Source organism: Modestobacter sp. VKM Ac-2982, from assembly GCF_026967935.1.
Classification (GTDB): Bacteria; Actinomycetota; Actinomycetes; order Mycobacteriales; family Geodermatophilaceae; genus Modestobacter.
The window spans coordinates 184,932-198,664 of sequence record NZ_JAPVBL010000006.1 but is presented as its reverse complement, the minus strand read 5'-3'; the positions used below and the strand labels follow the sequence as shown (position 1 = coordinate 198,664).

The window sequence follows — 13,733 nt, the reverse complement described above, 5'->3', positions numbered from 1 at the left end:
GCCAGCCTCTACCGGGTCTTGTTGACGCCAAGCGCCGGCGTACCGAGCCAGTGGTCAGGCGGTGAACAGACCGGCGCTGGTCTCGGTAAGCCGGCCGGCGTTCACCGCGGCCGACAGCGCGGAGTCCAGAAGGGCGACCTGGGCCGGCGTGCGGCGGCGGTAGCCGAACACCTCCAGCGTACGAGCGAGCAGCTCGTCCCTCGTCATCCCGGCGCTCGCCCGGCACAAAGCGACCATCGCGTTGCCGCTCTCCTCCGGCGCCACCTGCTCCATCGGCCGGGTCGCCTCCGGGTCACGTCGGAACCCCGTCCACGTCGCCCGGTCCAGCTGCGCCGGCCAGACGACGTCACCGATCCGGGCCGCCTCGGGCACCAGCGCGGCCAGGGCGTCCCGACGGGCCTGCGCCACCCGCCCCAGCCCGAACGCCCCGGCGGCCAGCCGGGTCAGCCGGTCGAGGTGGATTGGCCCCTCTGCCTCGACCCCGGCCTGCAGAACCGCACGCACTTTCTCGGCCACCCGCCGGTTGCCGAGCTGGTCGAGCAGGCTCCGGGCGCCCGCAGGCTCCGGAGACCACGGCACGAACGGCTCCTCGCCGTCCAGCACCGCCGCGGGGGGAGCGACCTCCGCAGCATCTGAAGCCGGAGCCACCGAAGCCGGAGGAACCGGAGCAGCCGTTGGAGCCGCCGGGACGGGGAGCGGCTTGACCCGAGGCGGGAGAGCGACCGGGGTCTGGGCGGCGGCGACCAGCCGCTCCACCACCGCGTTCCGGTTGGCGAGCCAGGCCGGCAGCCACACACGCTCCACTGCCGGCCAACGCAGCATCTCGCCCAGCACCTCCACCGGCAGCCCGTCGCGGTCACCGACCGTCCGCCGCCGCGCCCACGCCGGGCCGTCGAGCAGTACCGCCAGCACCGGCACGTCGGGCGCCGAGGCCAGCGACACGGCCAAATCCACCTTGAACTCCGACAGCCCCACGTCGGTCCGCACGACCAGTCCACGAGCACGCAGCGCGTCGGCGACGGAGTCCCGGTGCCGATCGGGCAGCGAGGCGAACCGCGCGTCCCGCGGCAGCGCGTCGGTGCCGTGTGCGGCCAGGTCCAGGTAGGCGCGCAGGTGCTTGATCCCCACCGACGACGTCTGCTCCGACCGCAGGTCGGCCGGGTCGAAGGAGGAGAACACCACCACCTGCCGCCGGGCGCGGGTGATCGCCACGTTCAGCCGTCGCTCACCGCCCACCTTGTTCAGCGGCCCGAAGTTCAGCGGCAGCTGACCTCGGTCGTTGGCGCTGAAAGCGGTCGAGAAGAACACGGCGTCCCGCTCGTCGCCCTGCACGTTCTCCAGGTTCTTGACGAACAGACCCTCGCCGTCGGTGCGATCGAGCGCCTCCACCAGCCGCTCGTCACCGGCGTCCCGCAGCAGCGCATCGATCAGCGCCCGCTGCTGGGCGTTGAAGGTGACCACGCCGATCGAGGGCGGCTCGTCGGGGGAGAGGGCGAAGCGTCGGCGGATCTCCGCCACGATCGCCTCCGCCTCGACCGGGTTGGTGCGCAGCAGCTTGCCCGCCCCCGAGCGGTGGAACGTGCCGTCCACCCGCACCAGCGAGACCCCGCGGCCGTCCGGGGCCGAGGAGGCCGGTCCGTGCACCGGTGCCGGGAACGAGGACAGCCGGTTCTCGTAGTACTGGCCGTTGCTGAAGGCGATCAGCGACTCGTCCTGGCTGCGGTAGTGCCAGGACAGCCACTGCCGCGGCACCCGAGCCTGCACGCACTCCGAGAGGATCGACTCCTCGTCCTCCACCGCGGTGGCCAGGTCCTCGGGCAGCGCATCGTCGTCCGTCGTCGGCTCGGCGAAGGACGTCGGCGGCATCTGCTTGCTGTCCCCGACGACGACCGCAGCGTGCGCCCGGCCCAGCGCACCGACCGCGTCGGCGACCCGGATCTGCGACGCCTCGTCGAACACCACGAGATCGAACAGGCCGGCCCGGGCCGGGAAGAAGCGGGCCACCGAGTCGGGGCTGACCAGCACACACGGCATGACGGCGGTGACCAGTTCGCCGTACTCGGCGATCAGCCCGCGCACACCCAACCCGCCGCGCTGCCGGTTCAGCTCCCGCTGCAGCGCACCGACCTGACCCCCACGCGCGGTGACGTCGAACGACCGCGCCGCGACCACCGATGCGGGCAGCGCCGCGGTCAGGTGCCGGCGCACCGCCCGGGACGCCGCCGCGAACCGGGAGATCGCCCGCTCGTGCACCGGCGCGTCGAAGAGGGCCAGCCCGGTGGCCTCCTCCCGCTCGGTCATCGCGGCCCCGGCCAGCCCGAGCTCGAAGGAGCGGACGGCGTCGTCGGCCGGCACCGCACCGGACAGCAGCGCTGACCGAGCCTCACCCAGCCCGGCGGAGCGCAGCGGCTCGACTGCGGCGACCAGGTCCAGCCAACGGCGTAGCGACGGCACCCCGGGGGCTGTGACTGCCCGCTCGGCGCGGGTCGCCTGCCACCGGGCGAACAACCCATCGCTGCCCGCCCACGCCGCGAGCAGCTCGGGCGTCGACCGGCAAACGGTCAGCAGCCGCTGCACCGCCTCCTGCGCGCGGCCGACCGCCGCCGCGGCGGCCGGGTTGGTCGCCGGCCCCTGGGCCAGCAGCGCCCGCAGCGCCCCGGGAAAGCCGTCGCCGCCCTCCACCACCGCACCGGCCAGCCGCAACCAGTCGACCTCCCGGTCGACCAGGCCCGGATCCGTCAGCGGGTTCCAGTCGCCGGGCACCTGCAGCCCGGGGATCGCCGCGGCGCGGGCGGCCAACGCCCGCGCCGCCGTCTGCGCCGCGAGCAGCGCCGACGCCAGCGCCGGCACCGCCTTCGGCACCACCTCGCCGGTCAGCACCGGAGCCAGCGAGTCGCGGACGGCGATCAGCCGCTTCTTGCGGCCGAAGAAGCCCGACTGCGCAGCGGCCTCCCCGGCGGCGGCGATCTCCGCCAGCGGCAGGTCCAGCGCCGCCGGCGTCGCTCCGTCCAAGCCCGGTGCCGCGCAGAACGCGGCGACGTCGGCGGACAGTGCGGCCGTCTCGGTGCGCCAGCGTGCGGACCGGGTCTCGTCCAGCACCGTCAGGTCGACCGGCGGGCCGTCCAGCACCCGGGCCAGCCCGGCGAGGTCGCCTGGCGTGGTCACCGCGGCCAGCACCGGCGCCAGCCGCGCCGAGCCTAGGAGCTCGGCGACGGCCGCATCGACCGCAGCAGCGGCGGTCGCGGCGGCCGGCACGTCGACGTCGGCGACGTCCACGAAGCTCCACGGGTGGCCCGGCCGCGGCCGGGCCAGGTCGGCGACGTCCGGGAGCCCGGCCAGTGCCCGCCGCACCGCCGCCACGTCCTCGGCGGTCAACCCACCGACCGCAGCGGGCGAGACGGGCAGCGGCGGCACGGAGTCGCCGACGCTGAGCGCGCCGGTGTGCGCGCTGTACAGCGACAGGCCGGCGGCGTTCGGCTCGTGCAGCCGGGTGGCGTACCGGGCCAGCGAGCGCCGGGCCGAGCGGAGGTCCTCACCGTCGGCGGCCAGCCCCTGCTCGTCGACCTGCACCGCGTGCTCCAGCGCCGCGCGGATCTGGGCCCGCACCACTGCCGGCCGGCTGCCCTTGTCGTGCAGGTCGAGGGCGAACGGGCCCATCCCGACCGCGTCCAGGCGCCGGGCGACGACGTCCAGCGCGGCCCGCTTCTCGGCGACGAACAGCACCCGCTTGCCGTCGGCGACCGCCCGGGCCAGCAGGTTGGTGATGGTCTGCGACTTGCCCGTCCCCGGCGGGCCCTCGAGCACGAACGTCCGGCCGGCGGCGGCCTCGGCGACCGCGGTCAGCTGCGAGGCGTCCGCCGGCACCGGCACGGCGGCCGCGAGCTCGTCGAGGTCGACCGAGCCGTCCTCGGCGACCGGGTCGTCGAACGGGTCGGTGGGGGAGTGCACCAGGTGGGCGACCAGCGGGTTCTGGCTCAGCGTGGCCCAGTGCTCGTCCAGGTCCTTCCACAGCCGGAACTTCGCGAACGCCAGGATCGCGAGATCCGCGGTCGGCTCCACCCGGTACGGCAGCCCCTGCTCGACCAGCGCGACCCGCATCGCCTGCAGCGCGGCGTTCAGGTCGATCCCGGCGCCGTCCTCGGTCGGTTCGGCCAGGCCGGGCACGCTCAGCCCGTGCAGCTGGCGCAGCTTCTCCAGCAGGCAGTAGTTGGGCGTGCTGGTGCCGGACTCGTCCACGGTCAGCCGGTAGGCGCCGGACCGGGAGTGGGCCTTCAGCACGACGGGCACCAGGATCAACGGTGAGCGCAGCGGCCGGCCGTCCAGCTCCCAGGCCAGGCTGCCCAGCGCCAGGTACAGGTTGTTGGCGCCGGTCTCCTCCAGCACCGTCTTCGCCTTGTAGGCCAGCGCCCGCATCCGGGTGAGGTACGAGGCCTCCGGGACGTCGACGTACAGCCCGCGGCGGTCCAGCAGCAGTTCGGCCAGCTGCTCCTGCGGCAGCTCCCGGGCCGAGCGCAGTCCGCGCTCGCGCTGGACGGCGGCCAGCTGGTCGCTGGGCAGCAGGGTCAGCGCCGTCCCGCCGTTGACCAGGTCCTCCAGCGCGCCCAGCTGCGCGTCGGGCACGGTCAGCGCGATCCCGGCACGCGGGGTGTAGTTGATCAGCCGGTTGCGCAGGCTGAGGTCCAGCAGCGCGTTCTTCCACTGCGCAATCCGCGGCGGGGCTGCCTCACGAGCATCCAGCGGAGCCGCCGTCCCGCTGTCGGTCGGGCGGGCCGGGGTGCTGTGCACGGCCGGCCGGTACTCGACCACCTGCACGGTGCCGTCGGCGTCCCGGGTGCGGGCCGGCAGCGGGAGGACGCCGTCGCGCCGGGCGCGGTAGACGTCGACGACGCCGATCACCCGGTCGAGGTCGCCGGTGAGCCACGCTGCGTACGGCGGGCGGTGCAGCTCCTCGAAGCCGACCGGCTCGGTGCGGGTGGTAAGCATGGTCGTCTCGACCAGCCGGATCAGCCCCAGGTCGACCAGGTTCACCAGGCTGGCGACGTCGGTGGTCGCCGAGCTCTGCGCCGACAGCTCCTCCCGCCAGTAGCCGATGAAGGCGTGCCCCTCGACCAGCCACAGCAGCGGCCGGATGCCGGCCTGCTCCAGCGCGGCAGCCAGGACGACGACCAGGTCCAGGCAGGTGCCGACCCGCTCGTCGAGCACCTCGCCGGGCGTGCGCACCTTCTGCCCGACGTCGGCCCAGCTGGCCGGGGGTTCGCTGTACCGGACGGCGCGGGCCTGGACGGCGGCGCAGATCGCGGCGGCGATCGCGTCCACCCGCTCGGGGCCGGACTGATAGCCCTGGATCGACGGGCTGCCGGTCTCCGTGTTCAGCACCTCGGCCGCCTCCGCGACCAGCGCCGGGATCGACGGGTGGTTGGGCAGGACGTGGGCGGCGAGCATCTCCATCGCCAGCTCCAGCGGAGTGGCCAGCCACTGCGCGGCGGCCAGGAGCTGCACCGGGACGCGCGCCCGGCCGAGCACCTCGCCGTCCTTCTCCACCAGGACCGACAACCAGCCGGGACGGCGCTCCTCGACCTGCAGCATCGCCGCCGGGTCGAGCCGCAGTCCCACGTCGGTGAGCACCGTGGTGTGGCCGGGGTCGACGTCGGCGAACAGCTCGACGGCCTCGCCGATCGGACCCTCGGCGTCCCGGACGGCCACGTGCACGCTGGCGTGCCGCACCGATTCGTCGTGGCCGGTGAGCACCAGCTGGGAGACGACGGCGATGCCGTTGTGCGCCAGTGCGTAGCTGAGCACGGGCACCGCGGTGACCTCGACGGTGACCCGAGCGCCCTGCGCCGCCGCGTCGGTCGTCGCCGGGTGCAGGTCCGCGGGGTCAGTCATGTGCCCTGTCTACCGGCCGGCAGCGACGAGTCCGGGTCACGCCGTGACGGTTGTGGCAGCTGGGGCGTCAGCGGACGAAGTCGATACGTCTCACTGCGGCGGTGACGGCCACGGCGTGCTCACGCCACGGCCGGCGCCGCGCTACTGCAGGACGGTGAGCACGAACGGGATGAGGAGCGCTGACAAGGCCACCATGAACAGGCTTCCGGCGACCGACAGGGCGATGTAGTTGTCGGGGGCGCGCCAGGCGACCAGTCCGCCCGCGATGGCGGAGACGAGCAGTACTCCGAGCAGGAACCAGATCATCGGTACGTCTCTTCTCCAGGGTCTGCGGTCACGGGGCGTCAACGGGCGTGGCCAGCGGCGCCCGAGTGTGGGTCATCAGCTCGATGGGCTCCCGCACTGCTGTCCGCGTGTGTCGAAGTCGCCCACCTCGACCTTCGCCGCTCGTAGCCAGGCTGGTCGGCTGACTCAGCCACTCGCTGCGCCGGTCGACCGGGGCAGGCGGTCCAGCGCGGCGGTGAAGCTGTCGTTCCACAGCCCGAGGTGCGGCCACGCGTCCTGCACCCTGGCCGTCGCCTCCGCGGCCGACAGGCCCTCCGTCCGGCGCAGCCACGCCCGCAGCACCAGTCCGGTCCGGGACGCCCCGCCGTGGCAGTGCACGAGCACCGGTCGGCCCTCGGCGCGCAGCGCCGCGATGTCGTCGAGAACGTCTGCCAGTACCGCGTCTACCTCGCTGTTCGCGTCGTCGTCGGTCAGATACGCGAACCGCTGGACCTCGTGCCCGAACGGCTCCCCGGTGCGGCACAGCGAGACCACGGCGAAGTCAGGGGAGCTGTTCCGCGCGCCGTCCAGGTCAGCGGCCCACACACCGGGCAGCACCTCGCGCGGCTCGATCCGAGCGCTGCGGGCCGCTACGTGTCGGTTGGTCGGGCTGCCGTCCAGGGTCATGGCGAGGGCGTGCAGGTCGGCCAGGTCCCAGCGCTTGTCGGCGTAGCCGGGCACCCGGCCGTGGACGACGGAGGTCCACCGCATCGGGATGCCGGCGATGCCGAGCACCGCACCGGCCAGCCCGCCGGCGACGGCGGCCACCGTGTCGGTGTCACCACCGAGGTCGATGACCAGCCGCATCACCCGGGCGAAGTCGTCCGCGTGCCGCAGCGCCCACACCGCCGAGCCGAGCGTCGGCCACACCGCGCCGTTGCTCTCGGTCGCCTGGTCCGGCGTCCAGTCCGGTGCCAGCACGGTCGCCCAACGGCCGCCATGCTCCGGCGTCACGAGCTCCAGCGTTGCGGGTATCGCGGCCAGCGGGTCGCCGCCGTCCAGTGCCACCCGCACCAGCTCGTGGAAGACCGCGCAGCCCTCGCCGGCCGACGGGTCGCCGTGGGTGAGGGCGGAGATCCGCCGAGCGGCGTCCATGGTGGCCTCGGTGCCGGACCGGGCGAACCAGATCGCGGCCGGCGTCGTCCGCATCAGCGAGCCGTTGCCGGCCGCGTGCCCGGAGCGGGCGAAGTGCTCAGCCGCGGCGACGTCCCACTGCCGGCCGGAACCGAGGACGGCGCGGGTCTGCTTCCCGGCGTCCGGCGGGTCGGCGCGCAGCCAGGTGCGGAACCGGTCGAAGAGGTCGGCCTCGTCCAGACCGCCCCGCTCGACCAGGGACGCCGCCACCAGCAGCGCCATCTGGGTGTCGTCGGTGAACTCGCCCGGCTCCCGGTCCAGCGATCCGCCGCCGCACATCTCGGTGGCCACCCCGCGGGCGTCGGTGAGGAAGCGGGCGGAGAACTGGCCGGCCGGGCCGAACTCGAACGGCGCGCCGAGGGCATCGCCGACGGCGGAACCGATCAGCGCACCGGCGACACGGTGGTCGCGGGGCATGGGCTGGGTCATCAGGCCTCCATCCAGGTCGCACGCCTGCAACCGCGTACGAGTCAGCCGCACACACGCCCTACGGTCAACGGGTGAGTGACCAGGGAGAGCAGGACCGTTCGTCGGCGGGCCACCGACGCCCGTCCGTCGCGGTGGACACCGCCGTCCTGACGGTGGACGTGCGCAACGGCGCCCTCGGCGTCGTCCAGCACCAGCGGCGCGGCGAGTGGGCGCTGCCTGGCACCTTCCTGCACGAGGGGGAGACGCTGGCCGACGCCGTCCTCCGCTCGCTGGCGGCGGAGGTGGCCCTCCGCGGGTCGCGCCCGCAGCAGCTGCACGTCTTCGAGGACCCCGAGCGCGACGACCGGGGCTGGGTCCTCTCCGTCGCGCACGTCGTCCTGCTGCTCGCCGAGGACGTCGACCCGGTGGTGACCAGCCGCGACGACGTCCGGGTGGTGCCCGTGGACGACGCCGTCGGGCAGCCGTTCGACCACGACGTGATCGTGCGCCTGGCCGTCGACCGGGTACGGCAGGACTACGCGCTGCAGCCCGACCCCGCCGGCCTGCTCGGCGAGGCGTTCCCGCTCAAGAGCCTGCAGACGCTGCACGACGCGGTCGCACCACGGCCCGGGCCGGGGGAGAGCCGGCCGTCCATCGACACGTTCCGGCGGTACATGGTCGGCAAGGGGCTCATCCAGCCCACCGGGGAGTTCGCCCGCAAGGAGCGGCCGGGCGCCATGGGCAAGCCGGCCGAGCTCTACCGCCGCGCCGGGGAGAGCCGGGACGTGACCGACGTCCTCGGCATCCGCCCGGTGCGCAAGGAACGGAACCGGGCGGACCGGCCGGTGGACGACGTGGGTCCAGCCCGGACCTTCAGTGAGCTGGGCGCGCACAACGTGGCGTCGGCGATCCAGCGACTCGTGGACGAGGTCGGCGCCCAGGTGCCGCTGACGCTCACGGTGATGCCGCACTACGTGGCCGTGCGGCCGGCAGGGGAGGAGCGGGTCGCTGCCTACGCCAGGCCGCAGACGCTCTCCGTCGGACTCGACCCGGACGACGCCGTGACGGTCACCGACGACCACCCGGACTTCCGGCTCGAACGCACGTCAGCGGCGACGCATCATGTGCACGTGCCCGCTGCTGCCCTGCACGAGCCGGCGCACCGGGAGGCGGCCCGCGCGGCGCTGGAGCAGGCACTGGCGCGCGTCACCGGCGCGCACTGAGCCTCGGGAACCCGCCGGGCGACTCACGCCGGGTGACTGCGCCACCGGGCGATGACGCCCGGGACCAGTTCGGCGCCCGCGGCCCCGACGGCGGCCGACCCGAGCACCACCGACCACGACACCGGGTCCAGCGGCGTGCAGCCGAAGAACCGGCTCACCCCAGGGGTCTGCACGATCCCCACGAGGACGGCGAGCGAGCCGGCCACGGTGACCAGGACCAGCGGGCTGCGCCGGCCCGACCACGCGGTCTGCGCCAGCTGGGTGGTGATCAGTGCGGCCAGACCCATCGTGCTGGCCCGGCCGGGCAGCGGCCCGGTCAACCGGCCGACGACCCAGGCGCCGGTGGCGCCGACCGTCGTCGCCGCTCCCCGGACCAGCACCATGTGCCGGACCGCGTCGGTGAACCCGCGGTGGGGACCGGCCCGCAGCACGGCGGCGAGCGGGTGCTCGGCGAGCGGGCCGTCGTCGTCCCCGGCCGGGACGTGCCGCGGCGCGGCGACCGCGACGGCCAGCGCCGGGAACATGTCGGTGAGCAGGTTGACGAGCAGCAGCTGGCGAGTGCCCAGCGGCGCCCGCCCTCCGACGGCGGTGCCGAGCACGGTGAACGCCACCTCCCCGGCGTTGCCGCCGACGAGGATCGACACCGCGTCGCGGACGCGGGACCACATCGCCCGGCCCTCGGCGATCGCGTCGACCAGCCGAGTGAGGTCCAGGTCGGTGAGCACCAGATCGGCAGCGGCGCGGGCGGCCGGCGACTCCGCGCCCTCGACCCCGACGCCGACGTCGGCCAGCCGGATCGCCGCGGCGTCGTTCACCCCGTCGCCGGTCATCGCGAGCGTCGCCCCGGCCCGGCGCAGCGCGGCCACCAGGGTGACCTTCTGCTCGGGCGAGAGCCGGGCGAACACGGCCGTCTCGCGGACGATCCGGGCCCGCTCGGTGTCCGACGCCCGGGCCAGCTGAGCGCCGGTGACCACTCGGTCGGCGTCGGGGACGCCGGCCTCGGCGGCGATGGCGCTGGCGGTCCCCGGGTGGTCACCGGTGGCGACCACCACCCGGACGCCGGCGGCCCGTAGCTGCTCCACGGCGCGCACCGAGGACTCGCGCAGTGTGTCGGCCAGCCCGATGAACCCGCGCAAGGTCAGCCGGTCGGCCGCCTCGTCGAGGTCATCGGGCAGGCCGTCGACCGCGCGGTCGGCGACGGCGAGCACCCGCAGCCCGTCGCCGGCCAGCTGCCGGACGCGGTCGCGCACCTGCGGGTCGTCGGCGCAGCGGCGGAGCACCACCTCGGGGGCGCCCTTGACCACGAGCCGGCCGTCCCGGACGGCGGCGGAGAAGCCACGGCCCGCGGTGAAGGCCAGCGCCTCGTCCGGCGCGCCGTCGTGGCCCAGGCCGCGCTCGGTGGCGGCCGCCACGACCGCGCGGTCGGTCTCGTGCGCCCGGTCGTCGCCGTTGCCCATGCCCGCGGCGGCCAGCCGGAGCAGCTCCGGTTCGGCGGCCTCGTCGTCGGAACCGTCGGTACTGCCGTCCGGACCGACGGGGACGAGCCGCGCGACGCGCAGGCGGTTCTCCGTCAGCGTGCCGGTCTTGTCGAAGCAGACGGTGTCGACGCGGCCGAGCGCTTCCAGCACCCGGGCGCTGCGCACCACCGCACCACGACGGGACAGCCGCCTGGCCGCGGCCTGCTGGGCGACCGTGGCGACCAGCGGCAGCCCCTCGGGGACCGCGGCCACCGCGATCGCCACCCCTGCGGCCACCGACTCGCGGAGCGGGCGGCGCCACAGCAGGCCCAGCGCGGTGACGGCCGCGCCACCGGCGAGGGTGAGCGGCAGGACGGCGCGGGTGAGCTCGGCCAGCCTGGCCTGCACGCCGGCCGGCGGGGCCGCGCCCCCGGCGGCGCGCGCGGCCCGGCCGGCCTGCGTGGCCTGACCGACGGCGACGACGACGGCCCTGCCGCGGCCGGCCACCACCGTGGTCCCGTCGAAGAGCAGGCAGCTGCGGTCGGCGACCTCGGCCCCCGGAGTCGGGGCCACCGACTTGGCGACCGACAGCGACTCGCCGGTGAGCCCGGATTCGTCGACCTCCAGGTCCTCGACCTCGAGCAGCCGGGCGTCGGCGGCGACGACGTCGCCGGGTTCGACGAGGACGACGTCGCCGACGCGCAACGCGGTCGCGGGCACCTCCTCACTCCCGCCGTCGGTCTCCCGGCGTGCGCAGTGGCCCTGGTCGAGCAGCAGCGCTTCCAGGGCGGTCTCGGCGCGCAGCCGCTGCAGGCCGCTGACGACGGCGTTGATCCCGGTGACGCTGCCGACCAGGAACGCGTCGGTGGCCTCACCGAGGACCGCGGTCGCCGCCGCGCCGGTGGCCAGGACCGGAGTCAGCGGATCGGCGAGCTCGGCGGAGACCGTGCGGGCGAACCGGGCCGGTGTCCGGACCGCGGGCACCCCGGCCACCAGGCGGGCTGCGGCGGGCACGCGGCCGGGCCGGTGCTCGGGCTCCCTGGGCAGGTCGGCCAGGCGGCGCAGGACCTCATCGGGCTCCAGCGCGTGCCAGGGGGTGTGCGCGGTCGGTGCCGGGACAGGGCGGCCGGCGGCACGCACGGCGACCCAGCTCCCGGTGGTCATCGTCGTGACGGTCGCCCACTTGCCCGGCGTCGTGGCCCGGCGCTGGCCGTAGCGGGCGCTGCCGACAGCGGCGAGCAGGCCGCCGAGGACGTTGCCGGTCAGCGCGGTGCCGGCCGCGCGCCGGCTGACCGCCTTCGCATCGGGAACGGCGGCGACGATGCGGCAGGCGTCGGCCAGCCCGGGAGCGGTGACCAGGTCGGCACCCCAGGCAGGGCCCCGGCCCGCGAGAACCGGGGCCACCGCGATGTCGGAGGCCAGCAGTGCCGGGCCGTCCGCCGCGGACACCAGCAGGACGCCGCGCCCGTCGGACTGCAGCCGCCGGACCGTGTCGACCAGGCCCTCCTCGGCGGAGGTCACGTCGTCGGCCAGGCCGGCGATCTCCCGCGTGCCGACGTGCCGGGAGAGGACGAGCCGGAGGCCGGCGTCGGCGGCGGTGGTGAGCAGCGACTCGGCGTGCGGGTCGAGCTCGGGGGCGACCATGGCGGTGCCGACCCGGCGGCGGCCCTTCAGGAGCGAGCGGACCTCGCCGCCCGGTGCGTCGGCCGGCGTACGCGGTGGGCCGAGCCGGAGCCGGCCGGTGCCGTTCCCAGCAGCAGCGCCGGCATCGGCGTCGTCGTCGGCGAGCAGGCGGGCGGCGGCCGACCAGACGTCGGCGTCGTCCCATCCATCGGCCTCGGCAGTGGCCTCCACGACCGTCGGCGGTCCGGTGCACAGCGTCCGGCCATCGACGACGACGGTGTCGATGCGGTCGAGCCGGCGGTAGGCCGAGCCGTCCATCGGAAGGATGCCGCGGCGGGACAGCAGGAGGTCCAGGACGGCGGCGAAGGACTCCCGGCCCTGGACGGCGGCCTTCGGCGTGAGGGCCTTGAGCAGGTCGGCGGAGCGGCCGGGGCGGCGGGTGAGCGCGACCAGACCGAGCGCCGCAGCGAGTTCGGTGGGCGCCAGTCGTTCGCGGTAGGTCTCGATCGGGCCGGCCGGCAAGGATCCCGGTCGCGGGCCGGGCGGCTGCTCCGGCGCGGCGTCGTCGGGCTCGGGTCGGCAGAGCTCCCGCTCGCGGCGCCGCCAGACCTGGCGGCGCGCGCGCATCTCCAGGGCCCGCTGGATCGCGGCGGCGGCATTGAGCGCCGGCACGGTGGGGCTCTGGGTGAGGGCGTGCAGCAGCGCGCCGGTGCCTTCGAAGACCAGGTCGGTGCCGACCGGTCCGACGCGGTCGGAGACCGCCCGCTTGAGCCACTGCTGGGTGTCCAGCAGCGCCATCAGCAGGGTGGCGTGCCGGTGCACCGCGGGGATCGGCAGCACCTTGGCGGCGGCGGCCACGCCGACGGCGGCGGTGTCGACGGCCGCGGCGAGGACGGCGGCCAGGAGCGGCTCGAGGTCGGCCGGGTGGTCCGGGCGCTGCGGGAAGACCCCCGTGGCGCCGCGGGCCTGCTCGATCTCGGTGACCACGCCGACCACGTCGTCGACGGTGACCCGGCGGGCGTCGACGGCGACCAGCACCCGGCCGACGACGTCGTTGACCGTGGCCCACTCGACGCCCTCGAGCCGCTCCAGCTGGCGGCGCAGGGCGGTGCGGGCCTCGGGAGTCTCGTCGTCGGCGGGCGCCTCGACCTCGATCTGGAGACGGTCGCGGTCACCCCAGACCCGTCGCGTGCGGCGGGCGAGCGGCGGCTCGACCATGCCCTTCGCCGCGTCGACCAGGTCGTGCAGGTGGCCGCCGGGGAAGGGGTCGGCCCCGGTGACCAGGGTGCCGACCGCCCGGGTGCCGGAGACGGCGGCGTCCCTCGCGAGGTGGATGGAGCCGGTGGCCACGGTGGCCCCTGCTCTGGCGACCCGGGAGGTGACCGAGGCCGTCTCGCCCAGCAGGCCGGCACCGACGACCACCGGCACGGCGGCCAGCGCCGCGGCGCCGGTGGCGAGGCGCGTGGCCTCGCGCGCGGCGCTGCCGGCCCACGCGATCGGGCGGAGCAGCGCCATGGGAACCCCCCGTGTGACGACAGTCACCAAACGGTACGTCGTCGGCCGGCCCTTCGTGTCGGTGTGGTTCGGTCGGCCGATCCCGGCAGTCGCGTCAGTGGGGTCCGCTACCCGACGGCGAGGCAGGTCGGAACCCGGGGCGCGGAGTGACCCATGGGGTGAC

The 13,733-nt window shown here is 75.5% G+C and carries 5 protein-coding genes; 1 reads left to right on the top strand and 4 read right to left on the bottom strand.

What is annotated here, in order from left to right; genetic code table 11:
* Positions 1–54: 54 nt before the first annotated feature.
* From O2W20_RS20605 to O2W20_RS20595, 3 genes are all read right to left on the bottom strand, one after another.
* Positions 55–5,886, bottom strand: coding sequence for a DUF4011 domain-containing protein (locus O2W20_RS20605; protein WP_269173491.1), 5,832 nt, complete (start codon positions 5,884–5,886; stop codon positions 55–57).
* 141 nt (positions 5,887–6,027) lie between these two features.
* The gene (locus O2W20_RS20600) at positions 6,028–6,192 is read right to left on the bottom strand and encodes a hypothetical protein (RefSeq protein ID WP_269173490.1); all 165 of its coding nucleotides are present in this window, start codon (positions 6,190–6,192) and stop codon (positions 6,028–6,030) included.
* 165 nt (positions 6,193–6,357) lie between these two features.
* The gene (locus O2W20_RS20595; RefSeq protein ID WP_269173489.1) at positions 6,358–7,773 is read right to left on the bottom strand and encodes an ADP-ribosylglycohydrolase family protein; all 1,416 of its coding nucleotides are present in this window, start codon (positions 7,771–7,773) and stop codon (positions 6,358–6,360) included.
* Positions 7,774–7,844: 71 nt separating this feature from the next.
* Between O2W20_RS20595 and O2W20_RS20590 the strand changes: the two genes are divergently transcribed.
* Positions 7,845–8,975 (top strand): NUDIX domain-containing protein, encoded by a 1,131-nt coding sequence (locus O2W20_RS20590; protein WP_269173488.1) that lies wholly within the window; start codon positions 7,845–7,847, stop codon positions 8,973–8,975.
* 23 nt (positions 8,976–8,998) lie between these two features.
* On the opposite strand, the gene O2W20_RS20585 is transcribed toward O2W20_RS20590, so the two are convergent.
* Positions 8,999–13,570: a cation-translocating P-type ATPase gene (locus tag O2W20_RS20585; protein ID WP_269173487.1), complete on the bottom strand. Its 4,572-nt coding sequence runs from the start codon at positions 13,568–13,570 to the stop codon at positions 8,999–9,001.
* Positions 13,571–13,733: the final 163 nt, after the last annotated feature.